This window comes from Stieleria sp. (genome assembly GCF_041595215.1).
Taxonomy (GTDB): Bacteria; Planctomycetota; Planctomycetia; order Pirellulales; family Pirellulaceae; genus Stieleria; species Stieleria magnilauensis.
In genome coordinates this window covers 1-18,852 of the sequence record NZ_JBFHKV010000030.1, presented here as the reverse complement: position 1 = coordinate 18,852, position 18,852 = coordinate 1, and the positions used below count along the sequence as shown (strand labels likewise).

General features: G+C 58.3%; 15 protein-coding genes. 3 read left to right on the top strand and 12 right to left on the bottom strand.

Annotated features, from left to right (window positions below; all coding sequences use genetic code 11):
* The 10 genes from ABX749_RS02310 to ABX749_RS02265 form a co-directional block, all read right to left on the bottom strand.
* Nucleotides 1–1,156, bottom strand: a 1,156-nt coding sequence (locus ABX749_RS02310) for a protein-glutamate O-methyltransferase CheR (protein WP_372894590.1), incomplete at its 3' end; no start/stop codon positions are given.
* On the bottom strand, nucleotides 1,153–1,620 hold the full coding sequence (locus ABX749_RS02305) for a chemotaxis protein CheW (RefSeq protein ID WP_372894589.1): 468 nt from the start codon (nucleotides 1,618–1,620) through the stop codon (nucleotides 1,153–1,155). The genes ABX749_RS02305 and ABX749_RS02310, both read right to left, overlap by 4 nt.
* Before the next feature lie 153 nt (nucleotides 1,621–1,773).
* Nucleotides 1,774–2,817, bottom strand: a complete 1,044-nt coding sequence (locus ABX749_RS02300; RefSeq protein WP_372894588.1) for a glutathione synthetase — start codon at nucleotides 2,815–2,817, stop codon at nucleotides 1,774–1,776.
* The gene (locus ABX749_RS02295; RefSeq protein ID WP_372894587.1) at nucleotides 2,817–4,751 is read right to left on the bottom strand and encodes a flavohemoglobin expression-modulating QEGLA motif protein; all 1,935 of its coding nucleotides are present in this window, start codon (nucleotides 4,749–4,751) and stop codon (nucleotides 2,817–2,819) included. Before ABX749_RS02295 ends, ABX749_RS02300 begins: the two co-directional genes overlap by 1 nt.
* Nucleotides 4,752–4,768: 17 nt before the next feature.
* On the bottom strand, nucleotides 4,769–5,812 hold the full coding sequence (locus ABX749_RS02290) for a glutathione synthetase (RefSeq protein WP_095739415.1): 1,044 nt from the start codon (nucleotides 5,810–5,812) through the stop codon (nucleotides 4,769–4,771).
* Between the two features lie 37 nt (nucleotides 5,813–5,849).
* Nucleotides 5,850–6,881 carry a glutathione synthetase gene (locus ABX749_RS02285; RefSeq protein ID WP_372894586.1) on the bottom strand — a complete coding sequence of 344 codons (1,032 nt, stop codon included), beginning with the start codon at nucleotides 6,879–6,881 and terminating at the stop codon, nucleotides 5,850–5,852.
* Nucleotides 6,878–8,836, bottom strand: a complete 1,959-nt coding sequence (locus ABX749_RS02280) for a flavohemoglobin expression-modulating QEGLA motif protein (RefSeq protein ID WP_372894585.1) — start codon at nucleotides 8,834–8,836, stop codon at nucleotides 6,878–6,880. Before ABX749_RS02280 ends, ABX749_RS02285 begins: the two co-directional genes overlap by 4 nt.
* A gap of 4 nt (nucleotides 8,837–8,840) precedes the next feature.
* Nucleotides 8,841–9,632 (bottom strand): N-formylglutamate amidohydrolase, encoded by a 792-nt coding sequence (locus ABX749_RS02275; RefSeq protein WP_372894584.1) that lies wholly within the window; start codon nucleotides 9,630–9,632, stop codon nucleotides 8,841–8,843.
* Nucleotides 9,633–9,908: 276 nt separating this feature from the next.
* Nucleotides 9,909–11,294: a hemolysin family protein gene (locus tag ABX749_RS02270; RefSeq protein WP_372894583.1), complete on the bottom strand. Its 1,386-nt coding sequence runs from the start codon at nucleotides 11,292–11,294 to the stop codon at nucleotides 9,909–9,911.
* A gap of 267 nt (nucleotides 11,295–11,561) precedes the next feature.
* Nucleotides 11,562–12,653, bottom strand: a complete 1,092-nt coding sequence (locus tag ABX749_RS02265) for a UDP binding domain-containing protein (protein ID WP_372894582.1) — start codon at nucleotides 12,651–12,653, stop codon at nucleotides 11,562–11,564.
* A 494-nt stretch (nucleotides 12,654–13,147) separates the two neighbouring features.
* On the opposite strand from ABX749_RS02265, the gene ABX749_RS02260 reads away from it, so the two are divergent.
* The 3 genes from ABX749_RS02260 (at nucleotide 13,148) to ABX749_RS02250 (ending at nucleotide 16,609) form a co-directional block, all read left to right on the top strand.
* Complete coding sequence (locus tag ABX749_RS02260; protein WP_372894581.1) at nucleotides 13,148–14,257, top strand: glycosyltransferase family 2 protein; 1,110 nt, start codon at nucleotides 13,148–13,150, stop codon at nucleotides 14,255–14,257.
* A gap of 104 nt (nucleotides 14,258–14,361) precedes the next feature.
* Entirely contained in the window at nucleotides 14,362–15,579 is a 1,218-nt protein-coding gene (locus ABX749_RS02255; protein ID WP_372894580.1) for a glycosyltransferase family 4 protein, read from the top strand.
* Nucleotides 15,580–15,625: 46 nt separating this feature from the next.
* Complete coding sequence (locus ABX749_RS02250; protein WP_372894579.1) at nucleotides 15,626–16,609, top strand: lysylphosphatidylglycerol synthase domain-containing protein; 984 nt, start codon at nucleotides 15,626–15,628, stop codon at nucleotides 16,607–16,609.
* A gap of 24 nt (nucleotides 16,610–16,633) precedes the next feature.
* On the opposite strand, the gene ABX749_RS02245 is transcribed toward ABX749_RS02250, so the two are convergent.
* A complete protein-coding gene (locus ABX749_RS02245; RefSeq protein WP_372894578.1) occupies nucleotides 16,634–18,001 on the bottom strand; it encodes a nitrogen regulation protein NR(II) in 1,368 nt (455 codons plus the stop codon).
* 33 nt (nucleotides 18,002–18,034) lie between these two features.
* Entirely contained in the window at nucleotides 18,035–18,577 is a 543-nt protein-coding gene (locus tag ABX749_RS02240) for a heme NO-binding domain-containing protein (protein ID WP_372894577.1), read from the bottom strand.
* Nucleotides 18,578–18,852: the final 275 nt, after the last annotated feature.

Here is an 18,852-nt window from a genome sequence, read left to right as displayed (position 1 = left end):
TGGCCGTGCGACAGATTTCAAGCGCCCGGTCCGGATCCGACGCAGCGACCAATTTGATCTGCGCCAGGCACGCATCGGAATCGTCCGCCCGTTCCCGCGCCGAACTCGTCTCCCCGAAATCGTCGCCGGCGTTGAAGCTCGTGACCGAGGCAAGGTGTTTCGTCACCGGGTCCGCGGGCGCAGGAAAGGGTGGCTTGGCAAGCAGTGTCCGAGCAGTCAGTGTTCGAGCAGTCAGTCTTTCGGACGCCCGTTCGGTCGACCGCCGGCGGGCATCGATGTCCGTCAAGGGGCTGGAACGTGATCGCCCGCTGGTCGCCGTTTTTGCCGCCGATTCGGCATCCAGCGGACGGCGATAGAACACACCGTGATCGCAGGCAACGACCTCATAGTCGGCATGTTCGACCAGCCGTGGATCGCCCGACGCCGTGATCAACCATCCGCCGGGCGATAGGGACTTGAACAAGCGACGACTGATCTCACGAACCGTCTCGGCCCCGAAATAAATCAGCACATTGCGACACAGAATCAGATCCATGTCGCAGGTTCCGTTGGCCGAAGAAGGATACGTGTTGGCCGCTAAATTCAACCGCTGAAATTGAACGCGTCTCTTGATCCGTTGCGACAGGGTGAACTGATCCCCGGACTCGGTCACGAAGGGGCGGACCGCATCGGAGGCTTGACCACGAAAGGACCAGGGACGAAACACCGCTCGCTGCGCCTTTTCGATCGCGGCGGAGGAAAGGTCCGTGGCCAAAATCGTTGACGAGACGTGTTCTTGCGTAAACACGATCGCCAAGGAATAGGCCTCTTCGCCCGTCGCACATCCCGCCGACCAAGCGCGGATCGGCTCGTGATGTCCCGAACGCGTGCGGAAATCAGGAATGACCTCCTGGCGGATGAACTCGAAGTGCTGGTGCTCGCGAAAGAAATACGTTTCACCGACGGTCAATTGATCGATCGCGTCGGAGAGTAACTGGGGATTCCTTTCCAAACGGCGACGAAACTCCGTAAACCCCTCGACGCAATCCATCTTCATCAGTCGCCGAAGCGTCGTCATCGTGTGCCGATGTTGGTCTTCGCGGAACTTGAGCCCGGTGTGTTTCGTCAACCAATCCAACAGGTTTCGAAACTCGGACTCGTTTTCCGCACCACTCATCCGCCTTTCGCCTCCCTCGCCGGCGCCGACGAAATGATGGACGCCAATTCCGCCCGGTCGTCGGCACTCAACAAATCCCAGGGATTGAGCAATTGGACAAACCCGAGCGTGGTCTTGGCCAGCTGCCCGGTCGGCTCGGAATCATCCTCCGCTTCGTCCGTCGCATCGGACTGCAGCATCGCGAGATCGACCGCACGATCGGCATGCAAGGCATAGCACAAGGCGCCGTCGCGAATGATCACCAGGTGATCGGTATGGCGAACCGGCATCGCCGCCAATCGCAAGCACTTGCGGGTGTCCAGCACCGGAACCACCTCGCCGCGAAGATTGATGATCCCCATCACGGTTTCGGGGACCCGCGGCAGCGACAGGGGCGTCACCGCGCGGACGACTTCGACCACCAAATCGGCCGATACGCCAAGTTGACGCTCATCAATCTCGAAGACGAGGATGTTCTTCGCCACATTGACCTCGATCGGGGCGCAAATGCCCGCAGGCAGCAGAAGTCACCGAAGGAACGAAACGACGCTGCCACTATTCTACTGTGAACGCAACGACAGCGTGCCCATTCGGCCAGAGGAGCGGAAAAACAAGCACCACGTGCAACAGCCGCGTGCTTACAACGTGCACATTTCGACGTTGTCGAAGTTCCGTCCGTAGTACTGCATGTAGTGGACTTTTCGTTCGATCGCCTCAATCACGTGCGCCGAAAAGTTCACTTTTTCGAACTGTTGGGCGCTGCCCAGCCCGCCGGGGCTGAACACGTTGATTTCCATCAATTTGTCACCGACGATGTCCAAACCGACCAGGAACATGCCGTCTTGAACCAACTTGGGACGCACAATCTCCGCGATCCGAAGCGCGGTGTGGTCGATTTCGGCGGCCGCCTTCTGGCCCCCGGCATGAATGTTACTTCGCATGTCGCCACCACTGCGGACGCGTCGAAACGCAGCGTACCTGCCTTTCACACGGAGCGGTCGACCATTCATCACGAACAATCGGGTGTCCCCCTGTTCGGCCGCGGGCAGGAACTCCTGGGCAATCACAAAACCGTCTCGACTGACCGCATCGATCATCTGGTTCAGGTTGGGGATGTCTTCGGGACGCACCAAGAAAACACTCGCGCCGCCGGAACCCTGCAGCGGTTTGATGACGATCTTTCCCTCTTCCTTGGCGAACTGTTTGATGTCCTCGCGGTCACGGGTGATCAGCGTTTTCGGCCGCACCTCTTCGGGAAACAATTGAAAATACATCTTGCTCGATGCTTGCGACAAACCCGTCGGATCGCTCAACACGATCACCCCGTGACGCATCGCGGTCCGGGCAAATTCGCTGGCCGTGGTTGCCGCCCAAGGTCGCGACAAATAGTCGTCCGAGGGAACGTTGCGTAGCATCAACACGTCCAGTTCGTCGACGGTGATGCGTTTGCGAACGGCCTTCTTGCCTTGCAGGTCCGCCGTGTAGGTGTCCGAGTTGCTATACCGTTGCTTGGGAACCGAGCTGGCCCGGGCGCGAATCATGCCGTCGGGGTCGTAGGCCAAATCGCCCACTCCCATCACCCAAACTTCATGTCCCAGATTGACCGCCGACTGGCCCAACCGACTGGTCGTAAAATTGCCCGCTTCGGTGGAGACGTCGTTAACGAGGAAGCCGATTCGCATTATCTACCCTTTTCGTTGTCGAGAAGATCAAGGACTGTGGTTCGGGAATGGATGCCGCCGAGTCGCGTTTGCGCCTCCGGCGAATCAAGGTACTTGGGTCTCAGCGCAGCCGGCCGCAGGATGCCTCGAAACAGCAACTCGCGGACGACCGGTACATGTTCGACCGCGATCTTGCCGATCAATAGCGGTTCGACTTCACCACCACCGCCCAAATAGTTCAGGATTTCGACTAAGCCCTGCAGGTACAACGCGTCCTTGGTCAATCCGCCGCCACGAAACACTCGCATGGTGATCGTGTAGGCCGTCCGCGGCTCGAATCCGAACCCGTCGACGAGCTGCTCAAAGACACTGACGAACGTCTCGCCCCGTATCATACCGTCGACGGCGACCACGCGCGCAGCCAGCGTTCTCAACCGCGCCTCACTCAACCCGCCGACCAGGTACTCCGACAGCACCGCCAGTCCCTCTTGCAACGCGTCATAACCCGACAACCCGACCTGCAGCAATCGCAGGGGCTGAGTCGCGCCGTTGAAGTAGGTGACCAAATGCGTTCCGACTTCATGTTGCAGCAGCGCGTCGGCGCGTCGTTCCGCGATCCGAGTTTCGCGGCCGATCAACAGTTCCGCGCCGGCCACCATCAACCCCGAAAACATGTCGTCGCGGACGCTGGCCTGGGCGAGAAACGCGGGCGATTGAGACCGATAGTATTGGATTTCGGCATTCGCCAGTTGAGCAAATGCGGTTGCGTCGAGCATCGGCAACTCCTTGGACGCCGAGTCGCGATTGGACAGCGTTTGCAGGATCCCGAGGGACAGCTCGCGAAGTTTCGGTTTGACGCCCTCAAAGACTTGCAAACTGCCCGGCAAAAAACGATGGGTCCCGATATCGGCGAGCATCGAAATCTGTCGATCCAGCTCTGACTGGGCTTGCCGGAGCACATACGACAACGTCGGATCGGTCACCCGCTCGGTCGGGATCTTCATCAGCCGCCGCTTCAGCAGCAGCGGGTCAACATCCAACGGTCGGTACTGAAAGGCCGGGGTTTTGCGGAACCCTGATTCCGAAAACTTGTCCCAGGCCCGCTCGGCATTGATCGGCGTGACCAGCAACAGGAACTTGAATTGTCGGCTCAGGTCGGCCAACTGGCGATCGATCACCAGCACTTGCTTGGACAATCGACTCACACCGAGTGAAAAATAATGCTCCGGACGAACCTCTGTTCGATTGAGCGCGAACGCAAAGAAGCCCTTTTTCAGTGAATGAGACACATCGCGAACAAACGTTGTCGCCACGCGATCGTAGACTTCCCCGGATTCCGGATCGCGATAGACCGGACGCACCTGCAACCCCAAGACATGGCATCCGATCTTGGTTTCGATCGCTTCGCGAATCAACGACGTCATCCCGGGCGGATGATTCTGAGCGTGCATGTTGACTTGCACGGCGGCCTTCTTGCGATGCAGACTGATCTGCTGCAACGCAAACTGCAACGTCGCCACCGTGCCTTCGGGTCGATGCGGACGCCGCGTCAACAATTGAAACTCCGGACGCGGCAACTCGATCTCGCCCGTCGACGGATCGTACTCCGGACGATCTTCGCCGGCCCAGACTTCGAGGATCAAAAACGAACCGAGACGCTCGATCGCGGTTTCGGCAATCCGGCGAACCAGACGTTTCAGCCCGGCCCGTACGGGAGCCGTCCCGGGGGCGCACAGGAACGACGCCTCGGACATCACCAACCGCGCCGTCCCCTCGTCGCGCCGTCGAGGGTTACGGCGATAAACACACAGAAACGGCAACAGCCGGTCCATCTGCAGTATCCCGCCGCCGGGCAACCGCTGGCGAATCCGCTTGTCCTCGGCCAACCGCGCACAGATCCCGTCGATGACGGAATCGGAGATCGCTTCGTGGTCTTCGCAAACGTCAGATTGCACTCTCTCTGACTGCGACATTACAGCGTGCACATGTCGACGTTGTCAAAGTTTCGTCCATAGTACTGCATGTAGTTCACTTTGCGTTCCAGCGCCGCGATCACGTATTTGTTGAAATTAATCTTCGTGAACTTCTGGGCGCTGCCCAACCCACCGGGGCTGAACACGTTGATTTCCATCAGTTTGTCGCCGACGATGTCCAAGCCGACCAAGAACATCCCGTCTTGGACCAGTTTGGGACGCACGATCTCGGCGATCTTTAGTTCCAATTCACCGATCTCAGCCGCCGCAAGCTTGCCGCCAGCATGGATGTTGCTGCGCATGTCCCCGCCGCTGCGAACACGTCGGAACGCGGCGTATTTCCCTTTCACTTGCAGCGGTCGGCCGTTCATGATGAACAACCGCATGTCGCCATCAGCTGCCGCCGGCAAATACTCCTGCGCGATCACAAATCCGTCCCGGCTGACCGCGTCGATCATTTGGTTCAAGTTCGGAATGTCACTCTCGGTCACCAGAAACACACTGGCACCGCCCGAACCCTGCAACGGCTTGAGCACGCAGCGGCCTTCAGACTTTGCGAACTCCTTGATCTCGTCTCGGTCACGGGTGATCAGTGTTCGTGGACGCACTTCCTCGGGGAACAGCTGAAAATACATTTTGGTCGAGGCCTTGGATAATCCGTTCGGATCGTTCACCACGATCACGCCGTGCCGCATCGCCACACGACCGAATTCCGCCGCCGAGGAGGATGCCCAGGGGCGTTTGAGATAGTCATCCGAAGGCACGTTGCGAAGCATCAATACGTCCAGATCATCCACCGTGATGCGCGTCTTGACGGACTTTTGGCCCTGCAAATCTTTTAGATACGCTTCGTGGTTGCCGTACTTCTTTTGCGGCACGCTGCGGGCCCGGGCGCGGATCGATTCGTCCGGGTCGTAGGCGAAATCCCCGACACCGATGACAAACACCTCGTGGCCCTGATTGACGGCTTCACAGCCCAAACGCGTGGTCGAATAGCCCGCCTCTTCGGTCAAAACATCGTTGACTACAAATCCAATTTTCATCGATCCGCCTTTGGTTCACGAGAGTAGTAAATAAGCATTAAAGAGTGGCCAGTTCAACGTTGCTAAAGTTGCGCCGGTAATAACGCATGTAGTCGACTTTTCTTTCCAGAGCGTCGAGCACCGCGTGAGTGAAGTTGACTTTCTCGAACTTCTGGGCACTGCCCAGACCGCCCGGAGAGAACACGTTGATTTCCATCAGCTTGTCGCCCACGATGTCCAGCCCGACCAAGAACATGCCGTCCTCGACCAGTCGCGGACGGACCATTTCGGCCAGCTCGAACATCGTGTCGTTGACAACGGCCTTGCGGAGCCGACCGCCGGCGTGAATGTTGCTACGAATGTCATCGCCGGTGCGAACGCGGCGGAACGCGGCGTATTTTCCCTTGTGACGCATCGGCAGCCCGTTCATCAAAAACAAACGTGTGTCACCTTCCGCGGCAGCCGGCAGGTACTGCTGGGCAATCACGTAACCGTCGCGGCTGACCGATTCAAAGATGTCTTCCATGTTATGGTTTTCATCGCTCCGAGCGATAAAAACGCCCGTCCCGCCGGAACCCTGCAACGGCTTCAGAATGATCGTTTTTTCTTCGTCCAAGAATTTTGTCACGCGACTCAGACTGCGGGTGACCAACGTTCTTGGGCGAACCGGTTCGGGGAATGTTTGCAAATACAACTTGTTCATCGCCTTGGACAATCCGTTGGGATCATTCAACACGATCACGCCGCGTCGCATCGCGAGTCGACCGAAGTGAATTCCGGCAGATTGAGCCCAAGCGCGCTGGACCGATGGATTGCTCCGCAACAGCAGCACATCCAGATCGTCGACCGTGATCCACTCGTTGATCGCCTTGGGTCCCTTGAGCACCGTCAGGTATTTTTCTGAACTGTATTTTCCCGGCGGCACCATGCGGGCGAACGCGCCGATCGTGTCGTCGGCGTCGTAGGACAGATTTCCCGTGCTGACGATCCAGACCTCATGCCCCAGACTGGTCGCCTCGGCGGCTAAACGATACGTCGTCGCACCGGCCTCTTCGCTTCCCATCACGTTCACCACGATTCCCAATCTCATCCGACACGTCCAGTTGTCTTGAGGTCCGACACCAAATCCACGACAGAGCCTGTGCCGCCGCGTAGCTTTGCCAGCCGCGCAATCGCGACCGGGTCTTGCATGAACCGAGGCGTGATCGGTGCCTTGCCGAGCACACCGCGATACTGCAATTCTTTGATGATCGGAATGTGCTTGACCGCCATTTTCCCAACCAACAGCGGGTTCAAGTCGCCGCCTTTTTGTACGTATTTCAGAATCGCGACCAGCCCGCGCAGGTACACGCAATCCTTCGTCAATCCGCCGCCACGGTAGACCCGCATCACGACGTTGTACGCCGCTCGTTTACTCAAACCGTACTCTTCATGGATCGAATGGAAATTCTCGACGAAGGACGCACCATCAACCATTTGACGAACCGCGACGACGCGGGCACCCAACTGCCGCATTCGCGAATTCGTCAATCCGCCGACCAAATACTCTGACAACACAGCCAGACCTTCCTGTAACTCTTCATATCCGGCCAGCCCCGAATAGAGTTGTTGAAACGGTTGCAATCGCCCGTTGTAATAGGTCACCAGGTGCGTTCCGACTTCGTGTGCCAGCAAGGCCGCCACTCGATCCTCGGCGAGCGTCAAATCAGAATTCACCATCAGCTTGCCGCGAGAGACGATCAGACCGCTGGCGTCGTCCGAAATCACAACTTTGGCTTTGAAGTCCGGACAGGCGTCACGGTAGTGATCAATCTCCTTCTGGACACACGCGGCAAACTGTTTGGCCGAAAACAGGTTCGCCTTGCTCGAGGAAGCCTTCGCCGGCACCGTCGTCAACAACTCCTTGGCGACGCGGAGCACGGCATCGTTGACTCCGCCGAACAGCGCCATACTGAGGTGCTTGAATCGCGGCGTGTCGCGATCCCGCAACATGGTGAGCTTCAGATCCAGCTCTTCCTGCTTTTCTTCAAAGATTCGCTGCAACGAGGGATCTTCGACGCGTTCGATCGGAATCTTATAGAGCTGACGTTTCAGCAGCGCGGGATCGATCGGCAGCGGCCGATAGTGAAACTCGGGCGGATGCTTGCACTGCCCGGCTTCGAATTCCTTCCACGCACTGGTCGAATTGACGGGCGTCAACTGAACCAAATAATCGAATTGGTTGCTGACCTCGGCGAGTTGTCGGTCGATGTCCCAGACCGCTTTGACCACCGCTTTGCGACCGAGCGTATGAAAGTGGTCGGGGCTATGTGTCGTCCGGTCACAAGCAAACTCAAAATAGGCGTGTCGAAGCGCATGACTGAGACTCCGGCGCAACTGGCCCATCAAGAGCGGAAACTCGACGGAGGTGTTGGCTTTGCGGAACACCGGCGGGACCATCAAACCGATCTTCCAGCAGTTCATTTCACGCGCATGCGGCGAATCGATCAGCGGCTTCATTCCGGGCGGACAGATCGTGCCGCCGCGAACCACTTGTACCTCAACCCCGTGCTTCAGAATCTTCATTTTCTGAAGCCGTTTGCGAAGCGACTCGACGGTATTGTCCAGTTTCGCGGTTGCGGGTGCTTGAATCGTGAAGGTCGGCAGCACCGACGGCACAGCCGGATCGTTGGCCTTGCCGCCATCGGGCGATGACCAGATTTCGACGATCAGAAACGCCCCAAACTCGGCCGACAGTGTCTTGACGACCGTCCCGACCAGCCTCGACAGACTGTCATGAAACTCTGCCGCTCCCGATCCGATTAGATACGAGGCCTCGCCCCGCACCAGTTGCTCGGTCCCGGCATCATCGTACTCCGGCGGCTGGCGATAAACACACAGGAACGGAACTTGTCGGTCGATGTGCAGACGCCCCTTGTGCGGCAACGTCCGACGCACGCGTTCGTTCCGCGACAATCGATCGCAAACCGCGGCGATCAACGAGTCCGGTACGCGGTTCTTGTCGGCCTTAGCAATCGTTCGTTTTCCGTGCGTGGTGGTGGTCATCACTTTAAACAAGCCGCGGGTGGTTGAAGGCGTCCATGACAAAGGGCACCGAGTATTGAAGGGCATCGGAAATCGCGTCGACGGCGGCGGGATCCGGCTGGCCGGTCCACTCGTCCATGAAGAACTTTTTGAATTCGATTGCGATCGCGACGCCGGTGGTCGGAAAGGTTTCGTGAATCCAGCGCGGCCAGTTGCCGCCTCGAAACTTGACATTCTCCCGAACATCAAGCTTGCCACCGGGAAAATCGAACTCGCGCAACCCTTCGATCAACGCGTCCACCACATGTCCCCAACGTCGGCGGTCCATCGTTCCCGTGCCGATGTTGACCTGAGGATTTTCCAGCGGATCGGCGACCGCCCCGGCCGGCCCGGCACGTCGGTGGTTGTAGGTGTGCAGATCGTAAAGGATGAAGTGTCCCTGCTCGGCCACGATTCCGCTCAGCATTTCTTGCATCGCGGCATAAAACGCGTCGTACTCGTCCAATGATTTTGCAAACATTTCATCGGCCGGATTGTCGTTCCAAACCGTCAACCCCCACGCATCCTCGGGGGTCCGATAGACAGCTTTATCGCGTGGACGGTTCAAATCGACTTCGAACCGTGACCGCAATCCGACGACCCGAGTGGGTGCACACTTCGTCCAATGTCCGGTGAAGGGGTCTTCTTCTCGGAGCCGACCCAGATCATCGAGTTTGACGTGCGACAAGACATCGTCGCGCATCAAGTGTCCGTCGTGGACCGCAGTCGCAACCAACGGGCCTTCGCCTCGCTGAACTTGCCAAATCTGGTCGCTCATCCCACACCTCCCCCGGTCGGTTGCCGTCTTCGTGCTGACATCGTGCGGGATTCAGCACGATCGATCGATCAACAACAGCGCCGATCAGATCGATGTGCGGAGACTGCACCGCTTACATCCGACGGTGATGCAGAGCACAACGCATGCCATCGCGTTGATAAACTGCTTTGGACCGGGAATTCGTTGGCCCAGGGACGACGCAAGGCAGGCGACTGGGAAATCCCTTTCAACCAGCGGAAAAGTTTTTTCCACTTCCCCCCTCGGTCGCTGAATCGATCATTCCGGGCTCGCCAGACGGAAACGAATTTTGGTGGCGCTATCGTTCTTCATCTCCAGCACCTCCGCGACCGCTCCGTCCAACTCGATGCGGTCTCCCTGGGCCAGAATCTTTTGTTGAAAGTCCATCAGCATGCCACTGATCGTGTCCGCCTCGTCGGATTCGTTGAGCGGGATGGCCAGTCGGCGTCGCACTTCGTCGATCGGCGTGGTGCCGTTGACGACAAATTCGCCCTTTCCTTCGGGGACAATGTTCGGATCAGCGTTATCAAACTCATCGTCGACTTCACCGACGATCCGTTCGAGCACATTTTCCAGCGTCACCATCCCGGTGATTGTGCCATATTCGTCAATCACAAACGCCATCAGCTGATGCGTCGCCTGAAAATGTCTCAGCACCTTGCTGATCGGCATCGTCTCATGGACCTTCTTGGGCGGACGAATGATGGTCCGGACATCGAAGTCCGAATCCGCTTCGGGAACGGTCAACAAGTCCTTGATGTGCACCACGCCCAACACCTTGTCCAACGATCGGTCACAGACCGGGTAACGAGTGTGCATGGTCGTCCGAACCAATTCGCGGAGCACCGAAATCGGTTCGTTGACATCGAAAAAAATGACGTCGCCGCGGGGCAGCATCACGCGCCGCACGATCAGATCGTCGAACTCAAACACGTTGTTGATCAGACGGTGTTCGCTACGCGTCAGATTGCCATGGACATGCGCCTCGGTCAGCAACGCACGGATCTCGTCTTCCGTACTGACCGATTCGTGATCCGACGCTCCCCGGATGCCCACCAGTTTCAACAGATACGTCGTGACGATGTTCAGAATGGTGAGAAACGGATACAGGATGACGTAGAAGAACTTGAGCGGAATCGCACACCACAACAACACCTGTTCAGGGCGGCGGATGGCAAAGATCTTGGGGAACTGCTCGCCGGTCACCAGGTGCAGCCCGGTGATCACCGAAAACGCGATCGCAAATCCAATCACCTTCACGACGGCTTCATCGGTCACCCCCACCCACCCCAGCAACGGCTCGACCAATTTGGAAAACGCCGGTTCACCGACCCAGCCGAGTGCCAGGGAGGCCATCGTGATCCCGAGTTGGCATGCCGAAAGCGATTCGTCCAAACGCTCGGCAAGCCATCGGGCGGTGTTGGCGAACAGTTTGCCTTCACGGGCGAGCTGCTCGATCCGTGAGACCCGCACTTTGACGAGCGCGAATTCCGCCGCCACAAAAAAGCCGTTCAAAATGATCAGAAAGACCGCAATCGTCAGAAACAGCAGCGTCCGACCGCCGCCGCCCGCCTCGCCGCCTTCCATGGCCGGTTCGACTTCGGCGATCAACGCCAGACTTAAACAACAGAGTGATCCGATCATGCGAATTGATAGATGTGATGAAGGTTCGGCTTTGGATGAGCGACGACAAGGGAAGCCGTCCGAACCGTGAAACCGACCTCCGATTAGTGGAAAAGAACTTTCCAGTGGGGGGCATTATACGGGGATCGCTCCACTGCGGCGCGGCAGGTGATGGCCGGATCATCGCCAAAAAGCGAGTTCGCGTCTACGGATCGTCGCGTCAATCGGGCCAATCCAGGCTTCGCAGTGGTGTTCGCCCCGAACCGGCGCGGCGGAACTGCGGATCGCTCACGCCGCCAGACGCGACAACCGCCCCCGCGTGAAGGAACCCATCAGCGATGCATCGTTGTGACGAAGCGGCGCAGGGCCGATCAAGTAGTAGTCAAACGAAGAACGCGAAAACCAATCCCGATTGAGGCATTGAGCCGCATCAAAGACGACGCCGTTCCGCATCCGCCAGCGCAACACCCCGGGATCGACTCCGATGTATTCCGAGCAAGCCGCCATCACCACGAGCGCGTCGGAGCCGGCCACGGCGTCATACTTGTTCTCAAAATGGCCGATTCGATCACCGAAATGCTGCTCCGCCGCCTGCAGCCCCGCGGAATCATGGACGTGCACGCTTGCCCCCATTTCCAACAACGATTCGATCAACCGGATCGCCGCGGGATTGCACCGGGTTCCCGATTCGGATTCCATCGACACACCCCAGATCGACACCTGCTTTCCGACTAAATCGTTTTCAAAATGTTGCAGAACCTGAGACATCTCCGCACTCTCGGGTGACAACATCATCAATCGACAGTCGTCCGCAGACGCCGACAGCGGTCCGTAGAGCCGATACAACAGCTCGCCTACGCGAACGTTCGAAACGCCCAAGACGATTCGTCGGGGATTGATGGTCTGGTCCACCGATGTCGCTTCGGCGAGCGATTGAATGTGGCCGGCCACATCCACACGACGACCGCTCACCTCTTGCATCACCGACTCGACGCGCTCAATGGCATCACACGTGATCGCTCCCTTGACGACCACGACCGCGCCTTTCTTTAACGAACAGGCAACGGACTCCGCGATGCTGTCCAGTTCGTCGTGCGATTGATCATCGACCCGGCCGGCGGAATTCGCCACGGCCAAGAACACGACGTCGGACTTCGCGACCGATTCCGACACGTTGCCGCTAATCCGTAAACGACCATAAGAAGCACCCAAATCGAGAAGGTCCTGTAATCCCGGATCCTCCAACGAGCGCTCGCCCCGTCGCAGACTGTCGATCGCCGATGTGTCCTCGTCGGCCCAGATGACGTCATGACCCTGGATAGAAAAACTCGCGCTGGTGACCAAGCCGATACATTCGTTTCCGATGACGGTGACTTTCATAATCGTTTCCTTTAGTCGCGGTGAATCAAGATGCGGAACGCTGAAGCATGGTCGTTCAGGGTTGCATCCGCCGCGCCAATCCGATTTGCAGCCAAAGACCTGTAATCCCTACCGGACTTCGCACGTCCAGTCCAGCTTCGGACGGTAAACCTTGCCGTCCATCCAATTGAGACCACGAACCTGACGGTAACTCTGACCGTGTTTTCGAACCGCCCGACAGCGCGAGAACTGAAACGGATCGTTTACATCCGCTGAGTTCTGGAGGGCAGGAAGAAGTACCGGCATCTTTTACAGTCGCCACTGAAAGATTGACGGTCCGTCGACGCCGTGTCTTGATCAATGCCATGAACAATGGTTGCATTGCGGACGATCGGAACGGAAACCACGTAACGTTTACCGGCTTTGACATTGGCACAGCAATGGCAAGGAAGCACTGCAGACCTGGCAACGAAGCCAGGGCACCCGTTTCCATCACCCGCCCAGGAAAACTGCTGATGTCCATCCCCGCCAATCGTTACCGCCTCCCGGGCGCTTCGGCTTCCGATGATGCTTACCGCTCCATTCGTGCCTTCAATGAAGACCAGAATGCGGCACGAATTTCGTTCGTCATTCCGGTCATGAACGAAGAAGCGACGCTGGAAGAACTGGTGAATGGCATCTTTCAGAATGTCGACGAGCCTGAGGACGTCGAAGTGATTTTTGTCGATGACGGCAGCACGGATGATTCCTGGGCGGTCATCCAAGCACTGGCTGACATTCATCCGAACCACGTGCGGGGATTGCGATTCCGCAGCAACCGGGGAAAAGCCGCGGCGTTGCAAGCCGGGTTTGATGTCGCCGAGGGCGAGATCATTTTCACGATGGACGCGGATCTGCAAGACGACCCGCGTGAAATCCCTCGCTTCATCGAAAAACTGAACCAGGGCGATGATTTGGTCAGCGGTTGGAAAGCGGTTCGCCACGACCCCTGGCACAAGGTGCTGCCGAGCCGCATCTTCAACCGGATGCTCAGTCGATTCAGCCTCGTCAAGTTGCACGACCACAACTGCGGCTTCAAGGCCTATCGCCGCGACGTTGCAAAATCGATTCGCCTGTTCGGCGAACTGCATCGAATGGTTCCATCCCTGGCCGGGATGCAGGGGTTCAATGTGAGCGAAATTGTCGTCGAGCACCATGCGCGGAAATTCGGCGTTTCCAAATATGGCATCGAACGCTTCCTACGCGGATTCAGCGACATGCTGACGATCGGATTCTTACGCGTCTATCGCGAGCGGCCGAGTCATTTTGCCAACGCATTTGCCGTCGCCTACGCCGCAGTCGCGTTGATCGTGGCGTTGTCCGGCCTGATCTGCGGACCGTTTTCGACCAACGGAATCATTTGCCTGCTGGCGGCCGCCTGCCTGGTGGCAATGGGCGGCGCTTGCGTGCTCGCCGGGTTGCTCAGCGAACTGATGATTCGCCAGCACCGCAGGCAACCCTCGTCCGAACATCGAATCGTCGCCGACACTCAATCGCACGCGCAGCGACACAGCGATGCCGGCCCCCGTCGTACCCAAACCGTCTCAGCCCTGTCGATCGCAGAGCATGAATCGCTGGCGGTCTGAAGCCTCTTGCCGCGACCGCGTTAACTCGTCGCGTTTTGACATTCCGTTTCACAACGCACCACTCCATCTCCGACCGATCCATCCGACCACACCAGAGCCGCATCATGTCCCACAGCAAGAAAATCCTCGTCATCACGTCCACCTATCCGCGTCACAGCGAGGATTATGCCGTCCCGTGGATGCGAGAAATCCATCGGCAGTTGGCAAACCAAGGTCACGCGATCGCCGTGCTCGCACCGTCCTACAAGGGACTGCGGTCACACAAGTTGGATGGGATCCGGGTCCACCGTTTTCGTTACGCGCCGGCAAGCCTCGAAACGTTGACACATGAAGAGGGGGCGACCTACAAAGTCCGCAAGGCCGCCATGCAACTGTTGGCCATCCCGTACATCATGATGGGTTGCATCGCGGCGGCCCGTCTGGCGTTTCGGGGCAATTTCGATGTGATCCACGTCCACTGGCCGTTTCCCCACGGATTGATGGGGCAAATCGCTCGTTGGGTCAGCGGCAAGCCGCTGGTGATCATGTCGCACGGCGCAGAGTTCTCGCTGGCTCGACGCAAACAATGGATCACACCGTTCCTTCGTCAGTCCTTGCGATCGGCCGACTTGAGGATCGCCAACAGTTCCGATACCGCCCGCATGGTGACCGAGTGCAGTGGGCTGCCGTGCAGGGTATTGCCCTACGGAACGACCGTGAATGCGGCGTCGGCCAACGCGAAGTCTGGCGGTGTTCCACGTGTGCTGTTCACCGGCCGACTGATCGAACGCAAGGGGCTGCAATATCTGTTGTTGGCCATCCCTGAAATCCTCTCCAACATCGAGGCAAAGTTCATCATCACCGGCGATGGTGATCAGCGATCAAAGCTGGAAGCACTCTGCCGAAAGTTGCGATTGAACGACGCCGTGGAGTTCTTGGGGTTTGTGTCACAACAACGGCTGGCCGAAGAATACGCCAAGTGTGACGTGTGGGTGAATCCGGGTATCGTTGACAGCTGGGGTGACGCCGAAGGTTTGGGCATCGGGTCGATCGAAGCATACAGCCACTTGAAACCGGTCGTCGCCAGCCGCGTCGGGGGAATTCCGGACACCGTCCGCCATGGCGAGACCGGCTATCTGGTTCCCGAAAAAGATCCGACCGCGCTGGCCGACGCACTCCTGGATCTTCTGGAGAACCCGGCGAAGTGCGAAAAGTTCGGTCGCGCGGGATTCCGATTCGCCAAGACAACCTTTAGCTGGTCTCGAATCGTCCGCGATCTCGACGCGTTGTACGAATCAGTGGCTCCATCCAAACCTTACGCCCGCCGGCTCCACGCCGCCTAGCGGTCGCCACACCCATTCCCACTCCTTTTCTTGCTCTCGATGAATCATGCACTCACTCGCCACCCCATCCGTGATCACGCCAATCACGCCGCGCGTCGGGCTCGGCTCGCTGGCCAGACGCATCACCAGCCTGGTCGTTCTGGCGATGATGATGTGGACCGGCTGGAAACTCAACGCAACCTACCAACTGACCGGGTCGATCACATCGACCGCATTCCTCGTCGCGACCTCGCTGGCAATCGTCTACCGCATCGTCAATCCCATCGGTTGGGCGCTGGTCTTGCATGGCCTCGGACACCGGGTCGCGGTGCTTCCCACGACCAAGCTGTGGTTGCACGCCGAATCGCGACGTTGGCTGCCCGGCGGAATCTGGGGCTACACCAGTCGGGCGGTCGGAGCCAAACGCATCGGCGTCCCGGTCGCAACCGCGACCGCATCGATGTTGTTGGAATTGTTGATCACGATCCTGGCGGCTCTGGCCGTCGGTGGCATCGGTCTAGTCTTTCACTGGCAAGAGTTCTCAACGTTCGTCGCTGAAGTGTCCGGCGGTTCGGGCCTTAACCAACGACAGATCATCTCTGCCGGCGTCGCGATCATGCTGTTGATCCCAGTCGGCTACGCGACGCGTGGTTTGCTCCAACGCAAACTCAACTCGCTGGCAGAAAAGATCGCGTGTTTGCGGGCAACGCAGTGGCGGATCAAGTGCCTGACTTGGGCGTTGATCTATTTCCTGGTCATGGGTTGCTTGAACGGGTTGATCAATCTGACGATGGTTTCCGCGCTCGCTCCGGCGGCCACGGTTCCGCCCATCGCGATGATCGCGGCGACCGGGATCGCCTGGATCGTTGGATTCTTAGCCTTCTTCTCTCCCGGCGGGCTGGTCGTCCGAGAAGCGACGCTAGCGGCGCTGCTGTTGCCATGGTTGCCCTACGACGTCGGATTCTCGTTGGCCGTTCTGTCTCGATTCGCTCAACTGATCGCGGAATGGGTGGGCATGCTGGTGGTGCTCGCACATCGAGACAGCGAATGATCGCCATCGATCGACGTGGAGCGATCACTCGATCGCTTCGTTGGTCTGCTCGGGCATGCGTGGCAGCCGGACGATGAATTCCGTCCCTACCCCGGGCAGGCTCTGGATATCGATGCGTCCGCGATGGTTTTCGACCACAATCGAATGCGTGATGGCAAGGCCTTGCCCCGTCCCCTTGCCGACATCTTTCGTGGTGAAAAACGGCAGAAAGATTCTCTCCAGGTGTTCCGGTTCGATGCCCATGCCCGTGTCCGCGACGGAGAAAAACACCTCGCAGTCATCACCGCCTGTCCGGACCGTGATCGTCCCTTGTCCGCTTCCGTGACGCTGTTGTTTCTCGGCAATCGCGTCTGCGGCATTGACGATCAAGTTCACCATCACTTGCGTGATCTGGCCGCGTAAACAGGAAACGGTCGGTTGAGATCCATCGAGTTCACAATGAACAGTGGCGACGTACTTGCAGTTGTTGTTGGTCACCGTCACCGCGGTCGACACCAAATCATTCAGGCTGATTGACGTCATCGCTTCGGTGCCCGGATGTGAAAACTCCTTGATCGCCGTCACGATTTCACCGATTCGCGCCGCCCCGGCTTTTGTTTCCTCCACCGCGGCGGGGACCTCGTCGAGATAGAACGCAAGCTCATCGGCGGGGCATGCGGTTTGGAGGGCTTGCCGGATCGTGGGGTCATCCGCCAGTTGGCTTTGATAGATATCCAACCCGCGGTGAACCGCCGCGTAGGCCTCGCCGATGAATTTTGTGTTCTCGATCACGAATTGGATCGGCGTATTGATTTCGTGCGCGATCCCGGCTGCCAATTCACCGATTCCCTCAAGCCGCTGGCTCAAGTTCGATTGACGTTTGATCGCATCGATGAAACCGACATCGTGAACGACCCAGGTGATCAAGGCTTCGTCTTCGATTTGCCCATAACTGGCCGACAGTTCCAACGTCAGTTTGTTGCCTTCGGCGGATTTCCCGATCGCTTCGAGGACGGGATGCTGCGTGGTGCAAAGATCTGCCAGGAAATGATTGTCGGCGGTGGGACGCGTTTTCGTTGCGTCAAGCGAGAGCAGGTCTTCGACCACCATGCCGAGCAGATCGGCGTGGTCATACCCGAACAGGTGGCAGGCGCCGGGGTTGGCGGTTTGGATGATGCCGTCCGCCGCGATCGTCAAGATCCCGTCTTTGACGGTTTCCAAAATCGTGGTCTGATAAAACGCCTCTCGACGCTGCATCGCCAGCGCGTCGATCAACTCCAAATTGGTGTCGTAGAGGGCCAGGCTTTTCTGTTCCAACAGACGCTCGGCTTCGATCCGCGCAGCACGTTCCCGGGCGAACATTCTCTTGTAGAGTGCTGCTTCGTCGCTGGTCGGATCGGTTGTTGGATGCATACGCTCGCCTTTTGCAAAGGTATGCGTCGCAAGTCACCGCCGAACAAGCTTAAATTTTGCCCGTGTTCCGTCACCTGGATGCAAATCCTCACGGGTCATCGTGATCGGATCCGCGAAGTGTTTGATGGCGGCCGCGATCAGCCCTTCGGCCAGGTCGGCAAACGGTCGCGTGGATTGATACGTCACCTCGCTCGTCCGGTCATCGATCTGCTCAAAACCGATCGTCGGCAACTCGGCATCGGGAAACAACTTTCGCACATCGACGTGGATGCGGTCTTCGACCGAACTGAGCAAGGCTTCAGATGTCGTGACCTGCCCCATCGTCGCCGCATGATCGCGGACAAAATGCTGAAACAGATGCCCGCCGAAGGCCTTGATCCACTCGGCAGCTGGAATCCCCGTCCGGAGGCTCAACTCGGCCACCATGTCGACCAATTCCGAAGCGTCATAGGTCCCCACCGCCGTGTACGCCCCCCCCGACGCCGGATCCGTGGCCGTGATCAAATGATCGACCATCACCAGGTCAAATCGGCCTTCGACAAAGCTCAAGAATTCGGTGAAGACGACTCCCTTCATGGGGAAACCCTCAACGGACGACGGTGGAATCGCAGGACGGTCGCCATTTTACAGCATAGGCTCCAGCAGGAGTTCCATGCATGAACGATCTACCGGATTCCCAACGCCCCACCCCCTCCCTGTAACGCCGCCGTCGTTCCTAAGACGCTTGACCCTCAGGATCGATCACCCCGCGGCCCGTCACCGCTGTACCGCAGACGGTCGCTATTACCGTGTTCGCATGGCAAGCCCTGGAACGCTTCGAGACCGAACCCACCCGCCCCGAATCCAGCCCC